Annotated in this window: 24 protein-coding genes; 13 read left to right on the top strand and 11 right to left on the bottom strand. The window is 46.7% G+C overall.

The genetic code is table 11. The annotated features are described in order from the left end of the window. Window positions 1-40: 40 nt before the first annotated feature. The 3 genes from AC3FZD_RS09895 to AC3FZD_RS09885 all read left to right on the top strand — a co-directional run bounded on the left by AC3FZD_RS09895 (window position 41) and on the right by AC3FZD_RS09885 (window position 2,557). A complete protein-coding gene (locus AC3FZD_RS09895) occupies window positions 41-961 on the top strand; it encodes a J domain-containing protein (protein WP_488739967.1) in 921 nt (306 codons plus the stop codon). Next, window positions 961-2,196: an ATP phosphoribosyltransferase regulatory subunit gene (locus AC3FZD_RS09890; protein WP_488739966.1), complete on the top strand. Its 1,236-nt coding sequence runs from the start codon at window positions 961-963 to the stop codon at window positions 2,194-2,196. Before AC3FZD_RS09895 ends, AC3FZD_RS09890 begins: the two co-directional genes overlap by 1 nt. Before the next feature lie 136 nt (window positions 2,197-2,332). Then, window positions 2,333-2,557, top strand: a complete 225-nt coding sequence (locus AC3FZD_RS09885) for a ferredoxin family protein (protein WP_488739965.1) — start codon at window positions 2,333-2,335, stop codon at window positions 2,555-2,557. A gap of 55 nt (window positions 2,558-2,612) precedes the next feature. Here the strand turns inward: AC3FZD_RS09885 and AC3FZD_RS09880 are convergent, their stop codons facing one another. The 4 genes from AC3FZD_RS09880 to AC3FZD_RS09865 all read right to left on the bottom strand — a co-directional run bounded on the left by AC3FZD_RS09880 (window position 2,613) and on the right by AC3FZD_RS09865 (window position 6,116). After that, window positions 2,613-3,155 carry a hypothetical protein gene (locus AC3FZD_RS09880; protein WP_488739964.1) on the bottom strand — a complete coding sequence of 181 codons (543 nt, stop codon included), beginning with the start codon at window positions 3,153-3,155 and terminating at the stop codon, window positions 2,613-2,615. A 94-nt stretch (window positions 3,156-3,249) separates the two neighbouring features. Then, window positions 3,250-4,020, bottom strand: coding sequence for a hypothetical protein (locus AC3FZD_RS09875; RefSeq protein ID WP_488739963.1), 771 nt, complete (start codon window positions 4,018-4,020; stop codon window positions 3,250-3,252). Between the two features lie 147 nt (window positions 4,021-4,167). Next, window positions 4,168-4,827 carry a response regulator transcription factor gene (locus tag AC3FZD_RS09870; protein ID WP_488739962.1) on the bottom strand — a complete coding sequence of 220 codons (660 nt, stop codon included), beginning with the start codon at window positions 4,825-4,827 and terminating at the stop codon, window positions 4,168-4,170. A gap of 5 nt (window positions 4,828-4,832) precedes the next feature. Beyond that, on the bottom strand, window positions 4,833-6,116 hold the full coding sequence (locus tag AC3FZD_RS09865; protein ID WP_488739961.1) for a sensor histidine kinase: 1,284 nt from the start codon (window positions 6,114-6,116) through the stop codon (window positions 4,833-4,835). A gap of 158 nt (window positions 6,117-6,274) precedes the next feature. Here AC3FZD_RS09865 and AC3FZD_RS09860 point away from each other — a divergent pair, with 158 nt between their 5' ends. Then, window positions 6,275-7,363 carry a hypothetical protein gene (locus AC3FZD_RS09860; RefSeq protein WP_488739960.1) on the top strand — a complete coding sequence of 363 codons (1,089 nt, stop codon included), beginning with the start codon at window positions 6,275-6,277 and terminating at the stop codon, window positions 7,361-7,363. A 62-nt stretch (window positions 7,364-7,425) separates the two neighbouring features. Here the strand turns inward: AC3FZD_RS09860 and AC3FZD_RS09855 are convergent, their stop codons facing one another. Then, window positions 7,426-8,190, bottom strand: a complete 765-nt coding sequence (locus AC3FZD_RS09855) for a tellurite resistance TerB family protein (protein ID WP_488739959.1) — start codon at window positions 8,188-8,190, stop codon at window positions 7,426-7,428. 219 nt (window positions 8,191-8,409) lie between these two features. Between AC3FZD_RS09855 and AC3FZD_RS09850 the strand changes: the two genes are divergently transcribed. The 4 genes from AC3FZD_RS09850 to AC3FZD_RS09835 all read left to right on the top strand — a co-directional run bounded on the left by AC3FZD_RS09850 (window position 8,410) and on the right by AC3FZD_RS09835 (window position 12,834). Then, entirely contained in the window at window positions 8,410-8,649 is a 240-nt protein-coding gene (locus AC3FZD_RS09850) for a hypothetical protein (RefSeq protein ID WP_488739958.1), read from the top strand. Between the two features lie 114 nt (window positions 8,650-8,763). Beyond that, the gene (locus tag AC3FZD_RS09845; protein WP_488739957.1) at window positions 8,764-10,677 is read left to right on the top strand and encodes a two-component system response regulator; all 1,914 of its coding nucleotides are present in this window, start codon (window positions 8,764-8,766) and stop codon (window positions 10,675-10,677) included. Next, on the top strand, window positions 10,674-12,269 hold the full coding sequence (locus AC3FZD_RS09840; RefSeq protein WP_488739956.1) for an AMP-binding protein: 1,596 nt from the start codon (window positions 10,674-10,676) through the stop codon (window positions 12,267-12,269). Before AC3FZD_RS09845 ends, AC3FZD_RS09840 begins: the two co-directional genes overlap by 4 nt. Before the next feature lie 7 nt (window positions 12,270-12,276). Next, entirely contained in the window at window positions 12,277-12,834 is a 558-nt protein-coding gene (locus AC3FZD_RS09835; protein WP_488739955.1) for a Uma2 family endonuclease, read from the top strand. A gap of 1 nt (window position 12,835) precedes the next feature. Here AC3FZD_RS09835 and trmD read toward each other — a convergent pair whose 3' ends face one another. Beyond that, on the bottom strand, window positions 12,836-13,540 hold the full coding sequence (gene trmD / locus AC3FZD_RS09830) for a tRNA (guanosine(37)-N1)-methyltransferase TrmD (RefSeq protein WP_488739954.1): 705 nt from the start codon (window positions 13,538-13,540) through the stop codon (window positions 12,836-12,838). 220 nt (window positions 13,541-13,760) lie between these two features. Between trmD and AC3FZD_RS09825 the strand changes: the two genes are divergently transcribed. Beyond that, window positions 13,761-14,657: a cyanophycinase gene (locus AC3FZD_RS09825; RefSeq protein WP_488740311.1), complete on the top strand. Its 897-nt coding sequence runs from the start codon at window positions 13,761-13,763 to the stop codon at window positions 14,655-14,657. A 176-nt stretch (window positions 14,658-14,833) separates the two neighbouring features. Further along, on the top strand, window positions 14,834-17,458 hold the full coding sequence (gene cphA / locus AC3FZD_RS09820; RefSeq protein WP_488740310.1) for a cyanophycin synthetase: 2,625 nt from the start codon (window positions 14,834-14,836) through the stop codon (window positions 17,456-17,458). On the opposite strand, the gene tatA is transcribed toward cphA, so the two are convergent. After that, window positions 17,455-17,652: a twin-arginine translocase TatA/TatE family subunit gene (tatA, locus tag AC3FZD_RS09815; RefSeq protein WP_488739953.1), complete on the bottom strand. Its 198-nt coding sequence runs from the start codon at window positions 17,650-17,652 to the stop codon at window positions 17,455-17,457. The two genes, cphA and tatA, sit on opposite strands and share 4 nt — an antisense overlap. A gap of 153 nt (window positions 17,653-17,805) precedes the next feature. Between tatA and AC3FZD_RS09810 the strand changes: the two genes are divergently transcribed. Continuing rightward, window positions 17,806-18,555, top strand: a complete 750-nt coding sequence (locus AC3FZD_RS09810; RefSeq protein ID WP_488739952.1) for a phycocyanobilin:ferredoxin oxidoreductase — start codon at window positions 17,806-17,808, stop codon at window positions 18,553-18,555. A 10-nt stretch (window positions 18,556-18,565) separates the two neighbouring features. Here AC3FZD_RS09810 and AC3FZD_RS09805 read toward each other — a convergent pair whose 3' ends face one another. After that, window positions 18,566-19,090 carry a protein-tyrosine phosphatase family protein gene (locus AC3FZD_RS09805; RefSeq protein ID WP_488739951.1) on the bottom strand — a complete coding sequence of 175 codons (525 nt, stop codon included), beginning with the start codon at window positions 19,088-19,090 and terminating at the stop codon, window positions 18,566-18,568. Between the two features lie 160 nt (window positions 19,091-19,250). On the opposite strand from AC3FZD_RS09805, the gene AC3FZD_RS09800 reads away from it, so the two are divergent. Together AC3FZD_RS09800 and AC3FZD_RS09795 are read left to right on the top strand one after the other, a co-directional pair. Further along, window positions 19,251-20,756, top strand: coding sequence for an SLBB domain-containing protein (locus AC3FZD_RS09800; protein WP_488739950.1), 1,506 nt, complete (start codon window positions 19,251-19,253; stop codon window positions 20,754-20,756). A 97-nt stretch (window positions 20,757-20,853) separates the two neighbouring features. Then, on the top strand, window positions 20,854-23,172 hold the full coding sequence (locus tag AC3FZD_RS09795) for a GumC family protein (protein ID WP_488739949.1): 2,319 nt from the start codon (window positions 20,854-20,856) through the stop codon (window positions 23,170-23,172). Between the two features lie 90 nt (window positions 23,173-23,262). On the opposite strand, the gene AC3FZD_RS09790 is transcribed toward AC3FZD_RS09795, so the two are convergent. The 3 genes from AC3FZD_RS09790 to AC3FZD_RS09780 form a co-directional block, all read right to left on the bottom strand. After that, window positions 23,263-24,519, bottom strand: coding sequence for a glycosyltransferase family 4 protein (locus AC3FZD_RS09790; protein ID WP_488739948.1), 1,257 nt, complete (start codon window positions 24,517-24,519; stop codon window positions 23,263-23,265). A 202-nt stretch (window positions 24,520-24,721) separates the two neighbouring features. After that, a complete protein-coding gene (locus AC3FZD_RS09785) occupies window positions 24,722-25,714 on the bottom strand; it encodes an SGNH/GDSL hydrolase family protein (protein WP_488739947.1) in 993 nt (330 codons plus the stop codon). A gap of 50 nt (window positions 25,715-25,764) precedes the next feature. Then, window positions 25,765-26,490 carry a class I SAM-dependent methyltransferase gene (locus tag AC3FZD_RS09780; protein ID WP_488739946.1) on the bottom strand — a complete coding sequence of 242 codons (726 nt, stop codon included), beginning with the start codon at window positions 26,488-26,490 and terminating at the stop codon, window positions 25,765-25,767. Window positions 26,491-26,535 lie beyond the last annotated feature (45 nt).

The following is a 26,535-nucleotide window of genomic DNA, read 5'->3' as shown; positions in this document are numbered from 1 at the left end:
AAAATGATTAATCATCCCTTGGCACAGTCAAACAGCGAGTATGTCTTTTAACATTAATCAAGGTCTGTTTCAACTTGACTTCACCGACTTCCACGCCATTCTCGGAGTTCCCATCCAGGCAGATAGTCGGGAAATCCGCAAGCGCTATATGCGGATTGCGAAGAACCTCCATCCAGATAGTAGTTCTACGGGAACTCCAGAAGAAAAAAAACAAGCCAGCCAGATCCTGTCTAAACTGGTGAACCCAGCTTATGAAAAGCTTTCCCAGGAAAAAGAATACAAAGAATATATGGTGATGTTGCGGATCAAAGGCCAACAAGCTGCCCAACAAAATAGTACTCAAACCTTGCAAAGTGAAGTGGCTAAAAAACTGGCTCAGGCTAAGGACGTGGATGTTGAGTATAAAAAAGCGATGGAAGACCTAGCGGCTCAACAATACCAAACTTTAAATGATTTTAGTAAGGTGACTGGGGAAATTAGCGAGTTGAATATGGTTTACCTGATGCGGGCAGGAAGTTCAGGGGCAAAACCGGCTAATCAACCGAAAGCAGCCACTCCTCCCCCGCCCAAACCGGCTAACCCAGCCCCTCCGCCTCCACCGAAAGTGGAGAAAAAATCGCCAGTGGAGGGCTATTATGGACGGGCTAAGGAACTGACGGAAAAAGGGAACTTCCCGAAGGCAATCCTAGAATTGCGGGATGCCCTGAAGCTAGAGCCAAGCAATAGTGATTGTCATAGCTTACTGGGGATGATTTACCTCAAACAAGGGCAGACAACGATGGCGAAAGTCCATATTAACAAGGCTCTCGAAGGCGATCCCAAACATGCAGAAGCTCTAGACTTGAAGAAAAAACTAGAAGCGCTGATCAAAAAAGGTAAAGATACGGGTAAAACCGATCAAAAAGCCGGTCAAGGGATTAAGATATTCGGGATTACGATTGGTGGTGGAAAGAAAAAGTAATGGTTTATCAGTCTGCTCCAGGGGCTAGGGATTTGCTTCCCCTGGACGTTGCCCAAAAAACCTGGATTGAAGACCGTCTGTATCAGGTGTTTCATCACTGGGGTTACCATCGGATTATTACCTCAACGTTGGAGAGATTGGATACATTGATGGCGGGAGGCGCGATCGATCGCTCTACGGTGATTCAACTACAGCAGGGTCAAGAAGAGTTGGGTTTGAGGCCGGAAGTAACGGCCTCTATTGCTCGGACTGCGGCAACTCGTAAGTATTTTAACCGGGTAACTAATCCCAAACGATTTTATTATAGTGCCAATGTTTTTGTGCGATCGCCCAAAGGAGACTATGGTCAGCAGCAGGAATTCTATCAAGCGGGGGTAGAGTTGCTCGGCGCTGGTGGTGTGGCGGCTGATGGTGAGATTTTATTGTTACTGGCTGATTGTCTACAAGCCTTAGAATTCAGTTTAGACCAGTGGGTAGGGGTGATCGGAGAAGCGGGATTAACTCAATCCCTGTTGTCTTCATTTCCAGCCGAATATCAAAAACCGATCCGAGAGGCGATCGCCCATCTCGATTATATTGCTTTACAACAGCTCGATCTACCTGAAGACTTACAGCAGAAAGCGCAACTGCTCTTCAACCTCCGGGGAGAACCCGCTCAAGTCTTCCAGAAACTAACGGCTCTGGATCTGACAGAGGAAGAACAGAGTAAACTAGAGAACTTAAAAACCTTAATCGATCTACTCCAAGAAAGTCGCCCCAATCAACCCCCTTTACCGATTATTCTGGATTTGAGCTTAATTCGCACGTTCGATTATTACAGTGGTATTGTCTTTGAAGTAGCCAGTCGCCAGGCCACAGAGGTTAAAATCCTAGGTCAGGGGGGACGCTACGATCAACTGGTAGGTGTGTATCATCCTCAACATGAGAGCTTACCCGGTATTGGCTTTTGTCTGAATATTGAAGCCCTACAACAGGTACTGCAAGGGGGCGATCGCCTGCCGAAAGAAATCCCTGCCAGTGAGTGCCTCGTAGTGCCCTTAACCAGCCCAGCTTGGGGGGCTGCCTTTGCCTATGCCGAAACCCTCCGCTCTCAAACTCCCAGCATCCGAGTCCAAGTCAATTTACTGGAGTGGGAAACCCAAGAAGAGGTGAGAAACTATGCCAAAGAGCGGCGAATTGCCCAAATTGCTTGGATGGATGCCCAAGGTAATCCCCAGGTAGAATCTCTTTCTTAATGTAGGGGTAGGTTTCAAAATGTAGGGGTTGTAGGGGTAGGTTTGAAACCTACCCCTACGAGGGAATAGGTTTGAAACTTACCCTTACGGCCGTTTAACCCTCAATTGATGTACTTTACCCGATCGACCAAAAACCATGCCTCATACCATTGTTACTAATATTTGTCAAGGAGTTGCCGACTGTGTGGAAGCTTGCCCCGTGGCTTGCATTCACCCCGGCCCTGGTAAAAATAAGAAAGGAACCGATTGGTTTTGGATTGACTTTGACACTTGTATTGATTGTGGAATTTGTTTGGAAGTTTGCCCCGTAGAAGGGGCAATTTTGGCGGAAGAAAAGCCGGAATTGCAACAAACTCCATAATGGGTAATGGGGAGAGAAACTAGAAACCCGGTTTCTCCCCATTACCCATTACCCATTACCCATTACTTAGTCCAAACATCAACTGTACATCTGCCAAGGGCGTTTCCCAGAGGTTTTCCGGTTGCCAAGCATCGGGTTCAAACTGGGCATGTTGGCCGCGACGATAAGCCATATTCAGACGCTCTCTGACTTCAGAGCGAGTCACCGAAATCAGTTTATGATAGCGCCGCCGCTCAACTCCTAGTAAAATCGCTCCCAGAAGCAAAATATGTATGGGGTGGAATTTTGCCCCCAATAGAAACGCTTGAACTTCAGCTTCTCCGACGATATCAGTGTTATAGCCCGTGAGGACATGGACACCATCGTGAAGTTGCTGCCGTCTTAGCCCTTCCAGAAATGGCTTGAGATTGTGGTCATCGAGATGTTTCGCCCAAGCATAACCGAAACTATCTGGAGGGAGCGATCGCAAATAGTCCATCTCAACAACGGGTGGTACACTGAGTCCTAACTGGGTCGCGATCGCACTGACAACCCTTAAAACTTCATCAACAGGCAGTAAAAAAATTTCCTTAACTGGTAAGTCAGTGGAAGATTTCATCGTCTCAATTTAACTCCAATAGAAATAGGGGGATAGGGAGATGGGGGGATAGGGCGATAACTAACTACTTCCTACTCCCTAGCGTGTAGTGCTATTAACCGACAAATGTAAACCCTTGACTAAAGTCTGCCACTTCAACCCCTGCAACAATGGCAATCAGTTCAGGAAGCTCACCCTGTGCCATGTAATAGAGGGCAGTCCCTTGCATGGGGAGATCGTTGGGTAAAGCGCCTAAGCTGTAAGCGCCTTCATTTCCGTGGAGTTGGATGGTATCATAGGCGATGTTAAAGTCGGCGATCGCTGCAAAGTCATTGACACCGGTTGTAAATCGCTCTCCATCATCATAATAAGCAGTCGTGGCATCTCCAAGAACAAAGGTGTCTGAACCACCGCCACCGATGAGTAGATCAACTTCTCCTTGCCCATTCGTAGGTGTGCCCACCAGCACATCTGAACCGGTTTTACCCAACAGAAAGTCACTACTATCTGTCCCCACCAGTTCCTCATCTTCACCAGGAAATCTGGAATTTTCAGCAATATTTTGCACATCGTAGACAAGGGTTCTCATTTCTGCTGAAGTTAATCCCATGCTCTCGAACACTTCTACAGAAGCCTGGGCAATTGCTTTCCCCTCTTCTGGGGTTACTGTACCATCCTCTAGAGCAGTCTGAACCGTCGTCTGCAATTGATCGATGCTTTCCTCAGAGGGGGGGCTGTCAACACTCCCTTGTAAATCGCTCCTCAATTGCTGAATATTTTCCTTTTGTTCTGGTGGGATTTCATGGGGCGAAGCGAGCCGGGTATTCCTAAAATTTTGCCGGTTTCTTAGAGTTTGAACGTTGAACGGCATGGCGTTTAAAGGCATGGTGTTTTCCTCGTCATTCGATAATTCTCTTGGACAATTCCAATCTATTGACGATCGCCCCTGCAACAACAGAGCCAAAGGTCACGTTATATCTATGACTTTTGTCATATAGCGCTTTCGAGGGACGGGGAAAAATTGAGGTTAAATTTATGGGTTGCTCAAAGGTAAGGAAGCGGCTAACAGGGCAGCCTGAGTGCGATCGCGAAGATTAAGCTGACTGAGAATATTAGTAACATAGTTTTTCACGGTTCCTTCACAGAGAAATAATTGCTCGGCAATTTCTCGGTTGCTGGCTCCTTTGCCAATTAACGCCAGCACTTCCCGTTCCCGTGGGGTTAGCCGATCAAAACCGGAGGGAAGCACGGGTTCTAGAGCAGGTGTGACTTGGGATCTCATTTTCTCAAAGATACCGGGGCCAAACTGAACATACCCCCGATGAACCGAGCGAATGGCTTGGGCTACTTCCCCTGAAGGAGTATCTTTGAGCAAATAGCCAGCAGCTCCCGCTTGAACGGCTTGCTGTACCAACTGGTCATCATTAAACGTGGTTAACACTAATACTTTCACATCAGGATAGTGACGGAAAATTTCGCGAGTTGCTGCCACCCCATCCATGACTGGCATTCGCAGATCCATTAAGACTACATCTACAGGAGTTGGCGTGGCGATCGCTCCCTGAATCTGCTTCAGTGCCTCTTGTCCGTTGCCTGCTTGTCCCACAATCTTCAGGTCTGGCTCTAAACTGAGGAGAGCCTGTAGCCCTTGCCGTAAAATGGCTTGATCATCCACCAATAAAACATGAATCATATGTTTCAATTAAAAATGGGTCTGGGTTGTTGGTCAAACTCATTATTCATGGGTAAACAGACCTTTACTGTACAGCCTTGTCCTGGCGCACTGATAAACTCGGCAGTACCTCCTGCTGCGATCGCCCGTTCTCGAATTCCCTGTAAGCCAAATCCTGTGGTGTTGTGTTCGGGATGAAAACCCACACCATTATCTTGCACCGTGAGCGCTAAGTAATGCTGGGGAGACGGTGAATCTAGCAATCGTTCTGTTATTGGTTCAAGGATGATATCGACGCGATCGGCTTGTGCATACTTACAAATATTAGTGAGGCTCTCCTGCACAATTCGATAGAGCATCAGACGCAGGGGAGGGGAAAGTTGTGGAGTATCTAAGGTGACGTGAGGAAGAATACCCGTCATCTGTTCAAAGTCTTGGAGTAAGGGAACGATCGCCGTTAATAAATCCTGCTGCTCCTGAAGGGGTGCTTCTCGTAATGAAGCCACAGCTTGACGGGTTTCGTTAAGCGCCATTGAACCCATCTTCTTCGCTTGAGTGACCAATTCCTTAGACTGCTCAGGGTTAATCTCCCATAACTTGAGAGCGCCTTCAAGTTGGATATTGAGTCCAGTTAACGCATGACCGAGGGCATCATGGATCTCCTGAGCAATGCGGGTGCGTTCTTGAGCCATGGCTAATTTCTCAATTTGAGCAACAGCATCCTTGAGCTTTTGATTCGCTTCTCGCAGTTGATCTTGCTGTTGTCGTTCTGCTAGTAAAGCATTAATCAGCCAAAGCAAAAACACCAGCAGCAACAGAAACATAATAATGATGTTTAAGCGGATCGCGGTTATCTGGGGCAGTATCTCCTGCACTAAGGAGGCTGGCAGGCGATCGCTGAACATCTGGACTTGAATTTGTGCCATCCCCACAAAGCAGAGGAACGAAATGGCTGTTACCACTAAACGGCCTCGTAATGGGAAGATTAGGGAACTTCGCAATACCACCACGATATAAAGCATCGGCAACAGCCGTACTTTAAAAATACTCAGGCTACCCGCTAATGTGACTAAGCCAAATTGTAAAATCTCGTAGGTGAGTTTGAGACTCAAGGGGTGTGTGGGAATTCTCAACCCTAAAATGCCGAAGCTCAGGATGATCCCAATGATGAAGATAGAATATTCTTGACTTTGGGGTAAGGGTCTAGGGGTAAATTCGTTGAGAATGGCTAATCCCAACAGTGCCCATTCCACATACAACAGGAATGGAAAGGGATGGTTACGGGGTCGAATGACTTTAGGAATGAGCATGGGTACAGACCTGGTTATAATTATGTAAGGTCTATTGATCAACTCAAGGATAAACCACGTTTTGCACAAGTCAGTGAATAGGGAAGACTCATCAGAATTGGCCGATAACTGGAACTCAAAATATTTTTGAATCGAGAGAATTGAACCTCGCTAAGAAGATGAATCTTGCTCAATTTTGCCGAAATTTAGGAGAGGCTAAAGTTTATTATCCCCAACTGGTGGCGGCTACGGGTGGGGTGGTGGCCAGTGTTTTGGCTTGGCATATTTTGCAGCAATTGGGCGATCGCGCCCCAGAGTGGATCAGAATGAGTGGACAAGATATAACTGCTCAAACTGGTTTAACGGAGGCAGAACAACAACTCGCTCGTCAACAGTTGATGCAAAAGGGATTATTAGAAGAGCTAGGAGTGCTGGGTAAAGAGGGGGTTGTGGATGTGCGTTTAAATCTGGAACAGCTAGAAGCAGCGCTTCAGGGTGGAGAGTCTCCTAAATCTCTTCCTGCTGACCCCTATTTTCCCGTTAAACGGCAGGCGATCGCCGTTACCGTTACCCCTCATTATCAATTTACAGGGCCTTGGAATTCTCCAGAGCAATTAGAAGTATTTCAGCGCCAACTTCTGGACTATGCCACCCAAAAAGGCTTTGAAAATCCATCGGGATTCATGTTTAAGATTATCGATGGACTGACCAAGGGCATTATTTCACCCTTTTGGGATGAGTTTACTCAAAATATGCCCTTGGGGTCGAGTCAGCAGGTCAAACGAGATTGGGAAATTGAACCCGGTGTACCCTATCCTGCCTTTGAAGAAGAGCGCATTCAATACTACGTGCAGAAGGGAGAACCCTTAGAAGTCGCGGTTTCCAGAGCGCGAGCAGACCTGAGAAAACCGGTATTCGCTCAAGATCTCTGGGAAGGGTTCTTGCGAAAGTGCGATCGCCTCGCCGATGAAGCCATCAAAGCCAAGAAAAAAGGCTTAACCACCCCCTATTTACCCCCCTCATTCACCCAACGACCAGAAATTACCAAAGAACAGGTAATGCAGAAATTATTACAGATTTCTACTCCCAGCGCCTTACCCGAATCTGAACCCAATTCTGAACCAGAGGCTTCACCCTCCCTAGAACAACTACAAAAAGCCTACCAAAGTCCTCTGGGACGCAGTTGGGTAAAACAGCAACTCCAACAGCATCCCGAATGGGGATATGAAATTATTGATAACCAAGTACAGCCTTCTTTGCCCTTTTAGGGGGATGGGGAGACATGGGCGGAGATGACCTAATTACCCTTCTGCCGCGCAAAGCGCTGCAATTATTCAGTCAACCCTTGACTCAAATCTGTCATTTCTATCCCAGCAAGCAGGGCTATCAACCCAGGAAGTTGACCCTGTAGAGGATGGAGATCCATTCCTGGCATGGGCAGGTTATGGGGTAAATTGCCGGAACGGTAAGCGCTTTCATCTCCCTGCAATGGGATCGTATCATCGGTAAGGTTAGGATTGGCGATCGCCCCGAAATCATCGACACCCCCTGTAAATCTCAATCGAGGATCTCCCAGACCATTGGGGCCTAAACCACCACCACTAATCAGTGTATCCTCTTCGGCTCGTCCATTCATGGGTGGGCCAACCTGCAAATCTGAAGCGATGTTGCCCAATAAGAAGTCATTGCCATCTGGCTGATGTTCGCCAGGTAAGGGGGCATTCTCGGCAATCGTTTGCAGCTCTGCACGAAGGGTATCAATTTCTTCCGAGGTCAAGCCCATACTCTCAAATACGCCGAGAGTAGCTTGGGCAATGGCTTCTCTTTCTTCTGTGGCGATCGTACCATCTGCTCTGGCAGTCTCAATTGTGCTATGCAGTTGATCGAGGCTTTCCTGGGAGGGAGGGTTATCTATGATCTCTTGCAGATTGCTCATCAACTGCTGCATCTCTTCCTGTACTTCTGGTGGAAGTGGACGCGGCCGGTTTTCCCCTGCTTCTGGTGGAAAATCAGCATCTGAAGCAAGCTGGGGATTTCTGAAATCTTGCTGGTTTGTTGAATGGGAAACGTTGAAAGGGATCGAGTTTAAAGGCATAGTGTTTTCCTCGTCATGGGATAATTTCCTTGGATGATCCCAATGTACTGAGGATATCCCGTGGGAAAACAGAGCCAAAGGTCACGTTTGATCCATGACTTTTGGCCTATAGCCCTTTCCCCGGTTATGGGTAATTAGAACTATGGTTGACAGGGAGTGGGCAGTCGGGAGTGGGCAGTAAGAAAATAGTAAGGAGTTACTGAGTACCTATTACTAATTATGGAACCTTTACACCAAATCGATCCTCTACTTCCGGGAAGACCCCAAATCAGTCCTGAGCAGCGCCGGAAACAGGCTCAGGAGCAGCGAGAGAGGGAAAGACAAGAAGGATATCAAAAGCTGATCGACCTGTGCGCGATCGCTGAAATAGAAGCCGCTCAACGACTGGCAGCGGCCCATCCTCATTGGGGCTATAAGATTATTGACGGTTGGGTAAGCGATCGCCCTGAGCAAGTCTAGCACTGGGCAAGGGTAACGGGAAGCGACAAACTCCAGAAGAATTCCTTCAGGAGAATCCAACCTGTCTTAGAATTGGAGAGACTGTCTAGATTATATCCATCTGACAATAAAAAAATGGATCGGATGCAATCCTCTTTACCCCTCGGAAATATCTTACTTGTCGATCGCCAATCCCAAGGATTTGAAGACTTAGCACACCGATTAAGTCAAGAAGGATATACACTGCGCCATATTCATAATCCGGTGATGGCGCTAATGATTGCCCGATCCACTCAACCCGATTTGATCATTCTCAAGGTGAGCGAGATTGAATCAGAAGATCGCGATCTTTGTTTTAAGTTAAAGGAAAATATCAAAACTTGTGAAATCCCTGTAGTTTTAATTTCGGACAATCGGCAATTTATCCAATTGGAAAACTTGATTTCTATGGGGGTTTTTGATTGCATCTTTAATGGTTATAACGATCCAGAAACTTTCATTCGCTTAAAAACTCAGCTCAAAATCCAAAATTTAACCAAACAAATCAAACAACAACAAGCTTGTTTGCAAAAAGAAGTCTCCACTCGCCAAATCCTGCAAAAAGAAGTTGAAAAACTGAACCTGGAACTAGAACAACGAGTGCAAGAGAGGACGGCACGACTAGAGCAAGCCAATCAAGAACTGAAAAAAGAAATTATTGAACGCCATAAAGTGCAGAAAAAGCTTCATCACCAAGCTTATTATAGCAATTTAACGGGATTACCTAATCGGACATTATTTTTAGAGCGACTAGAAGATGCTGTAAGTCGGCAAAAACACCAGCCCGATTATTTATTTTCAGTCTTATTTATTGATGGCGATCGCTTCAAAGTCATCAATGACTCTTTAGGTCATGCGATTGGCGATCAATTAATTATTGCTATGGCTCGCCGTCTGGAAACATTAACCCGTCTGATCGATACCTTAGCCCATTTAGGCGGTGATGAGTTTGCCATCTTGCTTGAAGAAATTCGGAACTTGGAAGAAGTCACAGAAATTGCGGAACAAATCCATCAAGAATTTATTTCTCCCTTTCAGGTGGAGGAACATATCGTATACTTAAATATTAGTACCGGTATCACGTTCTATGAAGGAGAAGCCCGCCCGCCTCAAGAGATTCTCCGAGATGCAGAAACAGCGATGTATCGGGCTAAAGCCTTAAGGCAAGGAAGTTATCAGATTTTTGACTCCGCTATGCACGCCAATGCGGTATCTTTGCTGCGGCTAGAAATGGATTTAAGGCAAGCTTTGAAACACCATGAATTTTATCTGCAATATCAACCCATAATTTCTTTAAAAACGGGTAAAATATCTGGTTTTGAAGCTCTAGTACGCTGGCAACATCCAGAGCGAGGATTTATGCCACCTAATGAATTTATTCCGGCGGCGGAAGAAACGGGATTAATTGTACCCATTGGTCGTTGGATCTTAAAAGAAGCCTGTCAGCAATTGCGAATTTGGCAAGAGCGATATTTAAGCTATTTTCCCATCGCCATTAGCATTAACCTTTCAACGAAACAGTTTTTACAGGCTGATTTGATTGCCCAACTCGATAGAGTCTTGCAAGCAGTAGAAATTGATGGTAACTTAATTAAGCTGGAAATCACGGAAAGCGTGATTATGGAAAACGATCAATCGAAGGTGTTGATCGAACAATTTCGAGAGCGGCAAATCCGAGTCTGTTTAGATGACTTTGGCACGGGTTATTCTTCTCTGAGTTATCTTCAGCGATTGAAAGTGGATACCCTGAAAATTGACCGCTCGTTTATTCAGGATTTAGACCAAAATGAGGATAATCTGAAAATTGTGGAAGCGATTATTACCTTAGCGCATCAATTGGGTATGGATGTGACGGCGGAAGGGGTGGAAACCATAGATCAAGTTAAGCAATTACAAGCTCTAGGTTGTGAAATGGCTCAAGGCTATTTTTTTGCTAAACCCTTGGATCATGATCGCGCTGCACAGCTCCTGGTTAACCCTCCCCACTGGTTGCAGGAGGGGGAGTTTTGAATATTGCCCGTCGCCTTCAAGAACCATGTCGTCAGTCTGGCGATCGCCCTGCTATTATTACTCAGAAACAGTCGATTTCCTTTGCCCAATTAGATCGAGCGTCGAGTTGTGCGGCGGCTTATTTACAAGATTTAGGGTTAAAGCCAGGAGAGCGCATCCTGGTATTCTTGCCCATGTCTATCGATCTCTACATTGCTCTGCTTGCAGTGTTCAAATTGGGTATAATCGCCATGTTTGTCGATCCGAGTGCGGGCCAAACTCATCTAGAACAATGTTGCCATATCGCGCCCCCTCAAGCATTGTTGGCAACTCCAAAAGCGAGTTTGCTGCTGTTCAAATCTCCCGCACTGCGGCAAATTCCCTTAAAGTTAGTTCCTAATCCTTTTCTTCCAGGGTTGAAAAATTGGTATCGTTTCCGCACCTATTCCCCTGCCCCAACGCTCTATCCAGCAACGGCTGAAACGGCTGCTCTGCTGACGTTTACCAGTGGTAGCACGGGGAAACCGAAAGCGGCTTTGCGTAGCCATGGCTTTCTGCTCAAACAGCATGAGGTGTTAGCGCGTCATCTGGAACATCAACCAGGGGCGATCGATTTAACCACACTACCCATCTTTATTTTGGCAAATCTCGCCTCTGGAGTCACGAGCCTGATTCCTGCGGGGGACTTGAGAAAACCAGGATTTGTTCATCCTGTTCCCATTTTGCGGCAAATTGAAGCCCATCGACCCAGTAGTACGGTTGCTTCTCCGGCATTTCTAGAGCGTTTGGCAAGCTACTGCGAACAGCATCAGATGAGGTTGGAGAGTTTCCAGCGTATTTTTACGGGTGGCGCTCCTGTTTTTCCTCAATTGTGCGATCGCCTGCAAAAATGCGCCACCCACGCCCAAATCATCCCCATATATGGCTCCACGGAAGCCGAACCCATCGCTCACAGTCTCCATCCCCAACCCTCTCCCCCATCCTCCCTCGGTGGACTCTTTGCCGGTCATCCTATCCCCGAAATTAGCCTAAAAATTATCCCCGACTCCTGGGGAAAACCCATTGCGCCATTAAGTCCCCAAGCCTTTGCTGACTATACCTTACCGCCCCTAACTCCTGGGGAAATTGTGGTCAGTGGCGATCATGTTTTACCCGGTTATATCAACGGAGAGGGGGACTTAGAAACCAAATTTCGCGTTGGCGATACCCCTTGGCATCGTACCGGAGATGGGGGTTATCTCGACAGCGACGGCAATTTATGGCTGTTGGGGCGTACCCGCGCCAAGATTGAGGATGAGAAAGGGATACTTTATCCTTTAAGTGTAGAGGCGATCGCCCATCAATACCCCACGATCAAACGCGCCGCCCTCATCAGCCACCACCATCAACGCTGGCTGATTTTAGAACTCAATCCCCTACACCCCCCAGATGAAAGCCAATTCTCCCGTCTCAAAACAGCCCTAGAATTCGCTAAAATCGACCAAATGAAAATTGTGCCCAAAATCCCCGTAGATGCCCGTCACAACGCCAAAATCAACTATCCTGCCTTAGAGAAAATGCTCTCTCAACTCTGGAAACGCTACAGTAGAGGAATAGAATCATACCCAAGATAACCAGAAGATGCGATCGCCACTACCTCTACTCACCATTGAAGAGTATCTGCATGGCGAAGCAGATAGCCCCGTTCGCCATGAATACCTGGGCGGGCACATCTTTGCTATGGCAGGTGCAAGTGAAGAACACAATCTCATTGCGGGAAATCTTCTTGCCCTATTGCGTCCCCATCTGCGAGGAACTGACTGTCGGGTATTTATGTCCGACATGAAAGTTCAAATTCAAGACCATATTTTTTACTATCCCGACTTGCTCGTAACCTGCAACCGGAAAGACAACCATCGGTACTTCAAAACTCAGCCCAACTTGATCGTTGAAATTCTTTCCCAAGGCACAGAAAGCCTTGACCGACGAGAAAAACTCACCAACTATCAAAAACTAGAAAGCCTCCAAGAATACATTCTCGTCTCCCAAGATAAAATGCAAGTTGAAGTCTATCGCCAAGACACTCCTGGCAATTGGACAGTACAAATTTTAGAAGCAGAAAGTGAATTAACCTTAGAATCAGTGGGACTAACCCTCACCATGGCACAAATCTACGAAGATGTCTTCAACCTGGGATGACCTATAGTTTTTGAGTTTTTCCTTGCTCCAACCACACCTCATACAAATCCGGCCGCCGCTCTTTCGTCCGCTCCACCTGCTGCTCATAGCGCCATTGGGCAATTTGGCCATGATCCCCAGAAAGCAACACATCCGGAACCCTCTGGCCCCGAAACTCAGCCGGTCGCGTATAGTGGGGATAATCCAACAACCCCGCCTCAAAACTCTCCGCCTTCAAAGACTCCTCCTTTCCCACCGTCCCCGGTAACAGCCGCATCACCCCATTGAGCAGCGCCAGCGCCGGAATTTCACCCCCCGTCAGCACAAAATCCCCCAAAGACACCTCACAAGTCACCAGACTTAATACCCGCTCATCCACCCCCTCATAATGGCCGCAAATCATCACCAACTGCTCATACTCCCTAGCCCAGAGTTTGAATAATCCCTGTTCCATCGGCGCTCCCTGGGGAGTCATCAACAGCACCTCCCGGCGATCCAGCACCGGCAAAGACTCCACCGCCGCAAAAATCGGTTCCGGCTTAATCACCATCCCCACCCCACCCCCATAAGGTTCATCATCTACCTTATGGTGCTTATCAGTGGTAAAATCGCGGGGATTGGTCAAATAAACCTGAGCAATGTTTTTGGCAAGGGCCTTGCCCAACAATCCTGAACTCAGGGGGGACGTGAAAAAATCAGGAAACAGTGTAATGAGATCGAATCGCAAGAGTGACTCCTATTCAACTGAACTAGCATCACAGAGAGCAGATTTCCCCGTGATTAGATTGTGTATTGGCCATTAAGCTATAGCATAGAAGATACCCGAAATCCCAGAGGTTGAAGGTCTAAAGGGTTGAACTCCTCAACCCATTTGCTAGTCCCTTGTTGACCGTTTCAGAAGAGAATTGTTTTTTCAACCCTCTCTTCTAACCCCATAAGTCACCATGATGTGTAAAGTCAGTTCCATGTTAAAGTTTCAATCCCAACCCCAATCGCCACAGGCTCCTCGATCGACGAAAACCTCAATTATGATCATTGGCGGTGCAGAAGACAAAATTCATGGCCGAGAAATTCTGCAAACCTTTTTTAACCGCTCTGGGGGACAAGAAGCCAAACTAGCGATTATCCCCTCTGCCTCTCGCGAACCCCTACTGGTGGGCGATCGCTACCGCACCATTTTTGGAGACATGGGAGCCAAAGATATCATGGTCTTTGACATTCGAGACCGGGAAACGGCCAGCTCTTCCCAATGGCAGACCTTCCTCCAAGACTGTACCGGAGTCTTCATGACTGGAGGAGATCAACTGCGTTTATGTGGACTGCTCGCCGATACCCCCGTCATGGAAACCGTGCGCCAAAGAGCTTTAGCCGGTGAAATTACCCTAGCCGGAACCAGCGCCGGGGCCGCAGTTATGGGAGAATATATGATTGCTGGCGGCGGCAGTGGTGAATCCCCCAATCGATCCCTCGTTGATGTAACCACGGGACTGGCGATCGTTCCCCAACTGCTCGTCGATCAACACTTCCATAACCGCAATCGGATGGCTCGCCTAATCAGCGCCATATCCGCCTACTCAGACCGCATCGGCATCGGTATAGATGAAGATACCTGCGTCATTGTCGAAGGGGATGGACTCTTATCCGTCATCGGCAAAGGAACCGTCACCATCGTCGATCCCGGCAATCTCCTCTTCAACAACGAACACACCGTTGGCGCAACCGATCCCCTCAGTGTCTGTAACCTCAAAGTTCATATCCTTTGCCATGGAGGACGCTACAATATGCACTCAAGAGAAATTATTGTCGATCCCGGCCAACCCGGAAGCCTGCCAACGTCTAGCTAAATTCGATCGACACCGGTTAACCTTGACCGGAAAACTGTCCAAAATGAACAGTTTCCTATCCACTTTCCCCTTCATGCTTACCAGAGGGTGGAATCAGGATGTCAAAAACCTTAACCAACAACCTGTATCAACCTATCTGTCATAGCAGTTTCCCTACCGCGCGATCCATCTGCCCCATGAAAATCCTCAGAACCCTAACTCTACGTGGCCCCAATTACTGGAGTATTCGCCGAACCCAATTGGTGATCCTACGCCTAGACCTAGAAGACCTCGCCGAAAGACCCTCAAATACCATTCCCGGTTTCTATGAAGGACTTACACAAGCCTTACCCAGTTTAGTCGAACACTACTGCGCCCCAGGATATCGGGGCGGATTCCTACAACGAGTTCAAGAAGGCACATACATGGGCCATATTGTCGAGCATGTGGCCCTAGAACTACAAACCCTGGCCGGCATGAGTGTTGGCTTTGGTCGTACCCGTGAAACCGCCGATTCCGGAATCTATCAAGTCGTCTTTGCCTATCTGGATGAAAAAGCCGGTCGATATGCAGGAAGAGCAGCAGTCCGACTGTGCCAAAGCATTGTCGAAACCGGTAGTTATCCCCTCTCAGAATTAGAACAAGATTTACAAGACTTACGAGAACTTTGGGCAGATGCCGCCCTTGGTCCATCAACGGATGTCTTGGTTAAAGAAGCTGAAACCCGTAATATTCCTTGGATGAAACTGAGCGCCCGATTTATGATCCAATTGGGCTATGGGGTATACCAAAAGCGCATTCAAGCTACCCTGAGTAATCTCACGGGCATTTTAGGGGTAGAGCTGGCTTGTGACAAAGAAGGAACCAAAAAAATTCTCCGAGATGCGGGTATTCCGGTTCCTAGAGGAACGGTGATTGAATACCTGGATGAACTCGAAGATGCCATTGATGAAGTCGGGGGCTATCCCTTGGTGGTTAAACCCCTCGATGGCAACCATGGCAGAGGAATTACCATTAATATTAAATCCTACGAAGAAGCAGAATTAGCCTACGATGATGCCAGCGCTGCCTCTAAAACCCGTCGGGTGATTGTAGAACGGTATTATGAAGGCAATGACCATCGGGTTCTTGTGGTTAATGGTAAACTGGTTGCGGTGGCTGAACGAGTGCCAGCCCATGTGGTCGGAGATGGAAAATCAACTATTGCGGAATTAATTGAAGAAACCAATCGAGACCCCAACCGAGGACAAGGCCATGATAATATACTGACTCGGATTGAAATCGATCGCAATAGCATGAACTTGCTAGACCGACAAGGCTATACCCTCGATAGTGTGCCCAAAAAAGGGGAAAGATGTATGCTGCGGGCAACCGCTAACCTTAGCACAGGGGGAATTGCTATTGACCGCACGGATGAAATTCATCCCGAAAATATTTGGTTAGCCGAACGGGTTGTCAAAACGATTGGTTTGGATATTGCGGGAATTGATATTGTTACCTCAGATATTGGCCGCCCCCTGCGAGAAACGGATGGGGTGATTGTAGAAGTTAATGCGGCTCCTGGATTCAGAATGCACGCAGCTCCTAGTCATGGACTGGCCCGGAATATTGCTGCACCAGTGATGGATATGCTCTTTCCCCCTGGCACGCCATCCCGTGTGCCGATTTTTGCGCTGACGGGAACTAATGGTAAAACCACGACTACCCGGCTTACTGCTCATATCATGAAGCAAACGGGGAAAGTGGTGGGATATACAACCACCGATGGCACGTATATCGGGAATTATCTGGTGGAATCTGGTGATAATACGGGGCCACAAAGTGCAGAATTAATTCTTAAAGACCCGACGGTAGAAATAGCAGTGTTAGAAACGGCTCGCGGGGGAATCTTGCGGAGCGGGCTGGCCTTCGATCGCTCGGATGTGGGTGTAGTATTAAATGTGGCTGCCGATCATTTGGGATTGGGAGATATTAATACGATTGAACAAATGGCCCAGGTCAAAGCTGTGGTAGTGGAAACGGTTAAACCGGATGGCTATGCGGTTCTGAATGCGGACGATCCCCTGGTTTCGGCTATGGCAGAACGCTTAAAGTGTAATGTAGCCTATTTTTCCATGGAAGCGGATAACCAAGTGGTGAAACGGCATACCTCCAAAGGCGGTATAGCGGCAATTTATGAGAATGGCGACTTACTGATCCTCAAAGGAGAATGGAAAATGAGGATTAGTAAGGCGGTGGAGATTCCGATGACTCTGAAGGGAATGGCTCCATTTATGATTGCTAATGCGTTAGCGGCGAGTTTGGCTGCGTTTGTTCATGGGGTAAGCCTGGATCAGATTCGGGCGGCTTTAAGTACGTTTCAGGCTTCATCGAGCCAAACCCCAGGACGGATGAATTTGTTCGAGATTGGGGATTATAGTGCTTTGATCGATTATGCCCATAATGCCCATAGTTATAAGGCGTTAGGGGAATTTGTCAAAAATTGGCCGGGAGAGCGTATTGGGGTAGTGGGTGGCCCTGGAGACCGCAGGGATGAGGATTTTATTCTCCTCGGCGAGCTGTCAGCAGAGATGTTTGACCGCGTGATTATCAAAGAGGATGATGATACGCGGGGCCGGCCTCGCTCAGATGCGGCAGATTTGATTGCTAAGGGGATTGAAAAGAGCGATCGCCAGTGCAAGTATGAGATTATTCTCAATGAAACGGATGCCATTAATACGGCTTTAGATTCGGCTCCCAAGGAGAGCTTGGTGGTGATTTTGCCCGAAACAGTCTCGCGGACGCTTCGCTTAATTGAGAGCCGTCTGCCGTCTAAGAATTAAAATTTTGACGAGTCGGAGGGGTTGGCTTCTGAAAGAGGGTCAACCTCTGGCTCTGGCTCGTTATTCATTTCTTCTTTGAATCCGCGAATGGTTTTGCCCATGGCTCTACCCATTTCGGGGATTTTTTTAGGCCCAAAAATGAGTAGGGCCACCACAGCAATAATGCCAATTTCTGGTAATCCGAGACCAAACATAGGGGTTTCCTAAGTGCTAGAGTTGAAAGTTACTGTTGCCAATCCTAGGTTATGGGTTTTGGCCAATCAAGCAACCTGGTATACTGATATGCTTAAAGGTTAGCATCCTTTGGAAGTCCCTTGCTGATGTCTTGAATGGGTGAAGGTCTGGTTATGTCAAAAGTGGTATTGAGAGAGCAACAACATCCCCTGATTCGGCGCTTGGCCGATACTCTAGAGCAGGTTTGGCACTCTCTTTTGGATCTCGAACCCTATGATTTGCCCGGAGAGTTGGGCTATGTGGAGGGACGACTGGAAGGGGAGAAGCTAACGATTGAAAATCAGTGCTATCAAACGCCCCAGTTTCGCAAAATTCATTTGGAGTTGGCGAAGTTGGGCCAGGGTTTGGATATTCTCCATTGTGTGATGTTTCCACGACCGAATTATAATTTGCCCATGTTTGGGTGCGATCTCGTGGGGGGTAAGGGCCAGATTAGCGCGGCGATCGCCGATTTGTCTCCCGTTAGCCTGAACCGGACTTTACCCGATTCTTATTATAGGGCGCTGCAATCTTTGCCCAAACCAGAGTTTGCCCAACATCGCCAACTCCCCCCTTGGGCGGATATTTTTTCTGAGTTTTGTTTGTTTATTCGCCCGGAAAATGAAGCGGAAGAGCTTCAGTTTGTGCAACGGGTGGAGGAATTTATGAAGATTCATTGCGCCCAAGCCGCCGCCGCCGAACCGGTTTCAGAGGGAGAACAGAAGACGATTTTGGCGGGTCAACGCCATTATTGTACCCAGCAACAGCAAAATGATAAGACTCGCCGGGTGTTAGAAAAGGCATTTGGTCGGGAATGGGCAGATAACTATATGAACAAGGTGTTGTTTGATTATGTGGAAACTCCGGAAGATTGTGTTGTGTAATTGACTTGAGTTAAGACTGACTTTCGGACTTGAGATAGGCTTGAATCACCTGAAGTTCAGTCTCTGTGGGAGCGCTTCGGTGATGGACTTCTTTGAGGAATCTTAAGCTCTCCCAGAGTTCAAGACCTTGGTGACGACAGAGATAGGCAAGACAGACGGTGGGCGATCGCTCTATAGCGGCAAAGCAATGGATATACAAAGATTCTCCTTGCTCTAAGGTTTGCTGAACTAGCTTAACGGCTTCGCCTAAGTCTTCCGGTGTCATTGGCTCTTGATAGTGACTATCGGGTAAAGGATAGTAGAGACAATGGAATCGATCCCTAAATTCGGGCAGGATCGATCCTTCAGTTTCTGGACAGAGGGAGAGAATGGCTTGAATTTGTTCTTCTTGCAAACGGGTATAATGCTTTTTATCGGTGGGCAAAGGCCCGATCGCCAACTTTCCCGGTAAAACCCAATGACAACAAAATCGATCTTTACCGGTTGAACGTTGTCTTGGGGAGGGTTGAGTTAATTTTTTCCAGAATGAAATCACGATAATTGATAAGTTTAGATCGTTAGTATAATCAAGGGGAGGACAAAAACCTCCGGAATTTCAGCCCATGAAGGTGATGTAGTAGTCGTCAACACCCTTGGCGGGTTGAGTGTTAAACTATATCCCCATAGTATACGGTTGAATCTTATAAAAAGCATATATGACTAAGTTGATGATGGCAGAGGCGATCGCCCAGAAAAAGAAGCAGTTAAGCCCCTTAAACCTAAAGCGAAGAAAAACGATAAGGGGAAAATGGATACGCTCTGTGGGGGCGATCGCCTTAGCGAGTATTCTGACTTGCAGTAGTTTCCCCTCCCTAGTCTTGGCTCAAAACCTAACCGCTCCCGTATCTTCTCCCTTACCCGTGGATGAAGGCTATACCTTGGGAGCTGGCGATCGGCTAAAAGTCGATATCTTTAATGTCCCCGAATATAGCGGCGAATTTTTGGTTTTATCCGATGGATCTCTCAATTTACCCCTGGTGGGAGCCGTTCAAGTTCAGGGCTTAACCTTCCCCCAAGCCTCAGACAAAATCGCTACGGTCATGTCTCGCTATTTGCGTAACCCCATCGTCACCCTTAGCTTAATTGGGGTACGCCCTGTAAAAGTGGGAATTGCCGGAGAAGTCTATAGTCCTGGCGTATACTCCATGTCCTTAAGCGGCAATGAAGAAGTGGCCTTACCCACCGTTACCCGTGTCATTGATTTAGCGGGAGGAATTACCCAAGCCGCAGATATTCGGCGAATTCAAGTGCGGCGCACCCGTCCCAGTCAACAGAGCAGCGATCAAATCATTACGGTAGATTTGTGGAAATTATTACAAACAGCCGATCTCAGTCAAGACATCCTCTTAAGAGATGGCGATAGTATTTTTATCCCCACTGCTACTGATGTGGACTTACAAGAAAGTAGTATTTTAGCCAACGCTAGTTTTGCTGGTGCAGACTCAGGCCCCTTAAAAATAGCCGTTGTTGGTGAAGTCAAACGCCCCGGCCCCTACACGATCAATAATGACTCAGAACAGAATGATGTAACGGTCACAGCCGCCATTCAATCAGCCGGTGGCATCACCGAACAAGCCGATATTCGTAATATTCAAGTGCGCCGGTTAACCAAATCTGGACAAGAGCAAATCATTGATATTGATTTGTGGAAACTGCTCCAAGAAGGGGACTTGCGCCAAGATTTGCCCCTACAAGAAGGGGATACCATCGTCATCGGCCAGGCCACAGAACTGAGTCCAGATGAAGCTACAGAACTCGCTTCAACCAGCTTTTCGCCGGAAGTCATTAATATCAACATTATTGGAGAAGTGATCAGACCCGGTAGAGTGGAAGTGCCACCTAATACCCCCTTAGCCCAGGCCTTATTAGCAGCAGGAGGATTTAACAATGATGCTAAAGAACGTTCTGTGGAATTAGTGCGCCTGAATCCGAATGGGACAGTCACCAAGCGACAAGTCTCTATTGATTTTAGTCGAGCGCTGGATGAAGAAAATAATCCGGCTTTGCGTAATAACGATACAATTATTGTGTCTCCGTCCCGTGTAGCTGAATTGGGCAATGCCGTAAGTCCAGTGTTTAGGGTCATAAGCACTGTAGGCGGAATCTTCTCGATTCCCAGAGCGGTGTATCGTTTATTTGATGGTTTATTCGATGGTTTCTAATGACTAGCTTTAATTGATTAATTAAAATTGATAAAATTATGCTCCTCAGCCATCAGTTTTATTGTTACACTGCTGTCAATTGAGAGGTTCTGAATCCATGCAAGCTGGTACTCCCCCTAAATCGAATCAAAACGGACATAACGCTAACGCCAATGGCCATAATGGTAATGGCCAAAATAGTTATAAGCCCTATCCGGTTCCTATTCCGGTTCTTCCCAATGCATCGGAGACGGAGGAATTTGACCCCAAGCAGTTATTGACGATCGCTCGCAGACGCTGGCTACCGTTGGTCGGAGTGGCGATCGCCGTAACCGGAGCGATCTGGGGCTGGACGCTGACGCGCACCCCCGTTTATCAAGCGGATTTCCGGATGTTGGTTGAACCCATTTCAGAAGATGATGGCTCAAAGGAATTACTACGATTAGGTTTGGGGCCAAGCTTTGACTACGCCACTCAAATTGAAGTATTGCGATCGCCCACCCTCCTAGAACCCCTAGTGCGAGAACTCCAACAAATCTATCCCGACATGACTTATGGGGAATTAGTAGGAAATTTGACCATTCAACAGGCCCTAGGTGACCAAGAACGATACACCAAGATCTTAAATATCTCCTTCAAAGGAGACGATCCTCAAAAAATTAAAGACGTTTTAGACACCTTACTCAGGGGCTATTCCTTGTATGGTGTTCAACTGCGGCAACTGAGCATTCAACGAGTTGTGCAATTTGTAGAAGAACAACTTCCCGTCATCCGCGAGCAAGTCAACTCATACCAAGCCGAACTAGAAGCCTTTCGAGAACAAAATAGCGTCATCGATCCCGAATTTAGAGGCAACGATATTACTCGCTTGCTCACGGAGATTAACAAGCAACAAAAAGAAGCACAAGCTAAACTCGCTGAACTACAGTCCCTCTATGTTGTCCTGCAAAGACAATTAGGAACTTCTCCAGAGCAAGCCCTAGCGGGAGCTGCGTTGAGTGAATCCACTCGATATCAACAACTGCTCAATCAACTCCTAGAAATAGAAACCAAGATAGCCGAAGAATCTGTTCGGTTTCAACCCGATAGCCCCAACATTAGAGTTCTCCTAGAACAACGGCAAAATCTCTTACCCCTAATTAACAGAGAAGCTCAACGGGTTGTTGGCGATAAAGTCATCCCTAGCAATGGCGGCCAGCTTGCTCCCATTTCCGTAGACTTGAGTAAACAACTCGTAGACACAACCAATCAGATCCAAGTCCTACAAGTGCGTCTATCTGCCTTAGCCCAAGTTGACACTCGCCTGAAAGAAGAATTTTCCATTATTCCTGGTTTAGCCAGAGAATATACGGATATTCAACTGAAACTAGAAGTAGCCACCCAAAGCCTATCCCGACTGCTAGAAACTCGCCAAACTCTACAACTCGAAGCGGCGCAAAAATCTGTATCTTGGGAAGTCCTTTCTCAACCCTTCCAACCTGGAGCGCCCATTTCTCCCAATATCCCCCGTAATCTGGTCTTAGGTCTCTTTGCCGGAACCTTAATGGGATTAGGGGCTGCCCTGCTTGCCGAACAACTCGATAACGCTTTCCACTCCACCAACGACCTCAAAGATCTAACGGGTTTACCCCTATTGGGGATTATTCCCTTTAAGCGGGGCTTGAAACCCATCAGTGCCCCAGAAACGGTTAGGGCGAAAGTGGCAGCCGGTTCGGATCATGAACCCACTCCAGAACAAGCCCCCAAACGTCCTCTTAATCTGAGCTTAGGAGCGAAGGGAAGTTACTATAATTCCTCTCCCTTCCTAGAGTCTTTCCGCTCTCTGTACACCAATATTCGCTTTCTCAGTTCTGATACGCCCATTCGTTCCTTGGTGATTAGCTCTTGTTTGCCCATGGAAGGAAAATCGACTGTATCGGTTAATTTAGCGCGATCGGCTGCCGCCATGGGTCAACGGGTGCTGCTCATTGATGCCGACTTACGCCATCCCATTCTCCATAGTCGGTTGGGGCTACCCAATTTACGGGGATTAAGCAACATTATCACCAGTGAAATTGACCCCCGTGAAGTCATTCATGCCGTTGAAGATCATTTGTATATTCTTACTTCTGGTCAAGTGCCCCCCGACCCCATCAAGCTATTATCCTCTCGCAAAATGCAGCATCTGATCGAACAATTCCAAATGGAATACGATCTGGTGATTTACGATACTCCTCCAAGTTTGGGATTAGCGGATGGTAGCTTGCTTGCCAAGCGTTCAGATGGAATTCTGCTCGTGGTTGCTCTAGGTAAAACGGGACGCTCTGAACTCAATCAAGTCTTAGATAATCTGAAAATGTCCTATGTATCGGTTCTGGGCATTATTGCTAATGGAGTCAAAGGTTTTGCTTCCGGTGTAGATTACTATTACCGCAACTATACCCCCAATGAAGACTAAGGGGTTGAAAGGTAATTTTGATAAGCAAAACATCAACCCTCAATACATTTGTTGGTTGATGTTAGGGAAGGTTCGACTGTAGAGAGAAACCTAAAACTCTTTGAATTTCACTAGCCTTCCCATATTGAGTTTCATTTTCCATTGGGGATCGACGGTTAAGACTTCTCCATATTGTTGGGCAATGTGTTCTGGGGTAAAGTGGGTTTCTAGATAACGACGACCTTGGCGACCCATTAGCTCGCTTTTTTCTCGATTAGTCGCAAGTTCTCGAATAAACTGAGCTAATCCTTCAGAATCCCCATTATCAAAGGCTTTGCCAAAATTGACTTCTGATAACATTTGACGGAGATAGGAATGGGACTCACAAATGGCGGCCACTGGGCGACCAGCCGCTAGAATGCCATAGAGTTTACTCGGAGCAACTAAACCTTCCATACCTGGACTAATGCTGACTAAGGACAGGTCACAGGCAGTGAGGGAGTAGGGTAAGCATTCTTTGTCTTGATAGGGCAAGAAGGTGATGTGATTGAGTCCTAATATTCTCGCTTGTTCTTGACAGGCTTGATATTTGGCTCCATTACCAATAAAGACAAATTGGATGGGTTCATTTTTGAGGTGTTCGGCTGCACCTAGGATGGTGTCCATATCATGGCAACGCCCCATGTTGCCTGAGTAGAGAACACAGAATTTTTCGACTAGGTTATGTTGATGGGCAAACCAGTTTTCTGATTTAGGAATGGGGACAATATGGTTGGGATCTGCCCAACTATGAATGACAGAGACGCGATCGCCAATTTCTGGACATTGGGCAAGCACTCGGTTTTTCATGCTTGAACTGAGAACAATCAGTGATTTAGCTCTGCGCCAAATTAAGCGATTGACTTGATTCCAAAGTTCTACTAATTTATGGCTTCTGGAAATAACTTTGAGTTCTACAGCGACATCCGGATAGAGATCGTAAATGAGGCAAACATAGGGAACCCCAAAACAGAGGTTGGCTAAATACCCTAATAGGGGTAAGAAAGGGGGGGCTGTTGTGACTAATAAGACATCTCCACGACTGGCAGTTTTCAGTAAGTGGAGTCCAGCACGTAAACTGAAAATGAGACCATTGATCGCTTTGCCTCGAATGCGTTGTGATAGGATTCGGGTAGTGCGCGATCGCCGCACAGATAAATGATCGTTTTCTTCTAATGTGGGTGCGTCCTCTTGGCCAAAGGCATATCCTGGCTGTCCAGTAAAAATATGAACTTTCATCCCCTGACGACCGAGCTGATTGGCGAGTTCTTCAATCAGTTGACCTGTAGCTGCATAATCAGGAGGATAATACTGGGTTAATATGGACAACCTTGTTGAATAGGATGCCTTTTTACCATTTTGGCTCGTATTGATTACGCTTAGATTCTGACTAAAAGAGCGATACAATTTAGAGTCCTCCTCAACAAGGATAAGGTTTAAATCTCTTTGCTTGGCTAGTTTTGTGTGGGCTACGATAGACTTCACACTGTCTTTTCCCAATTCCAGTTAAAAGCGCTCGATTTAGGATAATTTATTTAACACAGGATGGCAACCGATCGCCGAGTTGCAGATGTTGGCAGACGAGAGTCGCGACAGCCTGGTTACCTTGTTCATTGAGGTGTACGCTATCTCGAAAAAAACCATCAATCACCGATGGACTTAAAGTAGACCAAGCTTGGTAAACATCAATAACTGGGATATTTTCTGACTCTAACAACGCCAAAAACTCTGGATAATACGGCGGAGTTTGAGGAGTCGGAATGAGATCGAAGTGATTGGGTGTAAATAGCACCATTACAGGAATATTTTGGGCGCGAATAAACTGAATTATCTCCTGAAAAGTATTCATATTTGCAGCAAACTGTGCTTGGGGTTGAAGTTGTGGTTTAGGAATTTCTGAATTGGGTGTATTTAAGGGAAGATAACCCTGGATTCTCGGCCAAGCATAGCGACTCCAAGCTTCTGAAATAGCCAATACAGGGGGACGATCCGGGAAATAAATTGAACCGACAGAATCACTGGTACTTGTGGGTTGCAATAGATCGTGAACTCCAATTTGCAAAATCACCAAATCACTATCAAACAGACCAAATTTTTGTAAATATCCCCATTGATTTCCCAGTCCCCAAGATCCCGATGACGCATTAAGAACTTCTAGGGGATATCCTGATTTTTCTAGGGTTTCTTTGAGCTGTTCAGAAATAATATCTCCTTGATCGGTTGGATTTCCTCCATTTAAAACTGAATCACCCACCATTAGAATTCTTAAGGTTCCTGGGGGTGTTTCAGGAGTGATGGGATTGGAGCGTTGAGAATATTGATTATAAACCATCGTTTTGCCAAAACGCCATACCTGCTGATTGGGTTGAAAGCGGTATCCTGTTTCGCTATCAGCTTGTACAAGAGCTGGCTTTCCTAAACCTAAGCCTAACCTTAAAAACGCTTCAGCGATCAGAAAAAAAGCTAAAATACCTAGAGGAATCCGATAGGGAGAGCCTTTTTTAAATAAATGGAAAAAGTTCATAAATTTAGATGTATTTTGATCTGATTAATTTTAGATTCACCTCTAAGCTTCTAATCTTTATTTTTACAGATCCAAAGAACCGTGCTATTAAATAAGTTCCCGAAAACAGGAAAGGGAGAAAAAATCTTTTTCTCAAGGTTTATTTTTTGAGTTAGAACTTTTTCTAAATCGCGATAATCAAAACCTTTGTGGGCGCGATAGGAGGATTGTTGGGCATGGGAGGAGGGAAAGCTTTTGCAATCCCAAAGAATAGCCGCAGAAAACAGTTCTTGTGGGGTGTAGCGCTCATAACCATATCCGCCTTTAAGATTAGCCAGATAGCGTCCAGTTTGTTTCACAAATAGGGAGGGGCCAACTTCAATGGGAACGGAAATTACGATTTTAGCATTGGGTTTACAAAGAGGTAAAATGGTATCGATAATCAGGGCAGGATCGGGGACATGCTCTAAGGTTTCGGTACAAAATACCAGATCTAGACTTTGGGGAGAAATTAGGGTATGGGTTTCTGAGGGAAGACCCAGTTTAAATCCGGGGATATCCTTTAAGGTTGCTTCAGATGCAGTGAGCATATCCGGAGAAATATCAATGCCAAAACCCGATTGAATGAAACCTTGTTCATAGGCCGATCGCAGCAACCATCCATCCCCACATCCATAGTCTAGGGCACAGGGATAATTTTGATTTCCCAGGGCATTAATAACAGCTTGGAATCTAGATTTATGGGCAACACGAGTGAGGGTATTTCCTTTTTCTAGAAGACGTTCTGAGTAAGACATAAAAGCAAGAGAATTTTAAGTTTAAGTTAGTTTACCACAAGGAAT

This window comes from Roseofilum sp. KMC-1 (assembly GCF_057802075.1).
The sequence above is the reverse complement of the archived record's forward strand: the minus strand, read 5'-3'. Positions and strand labels throughout refer to the sequence as shown.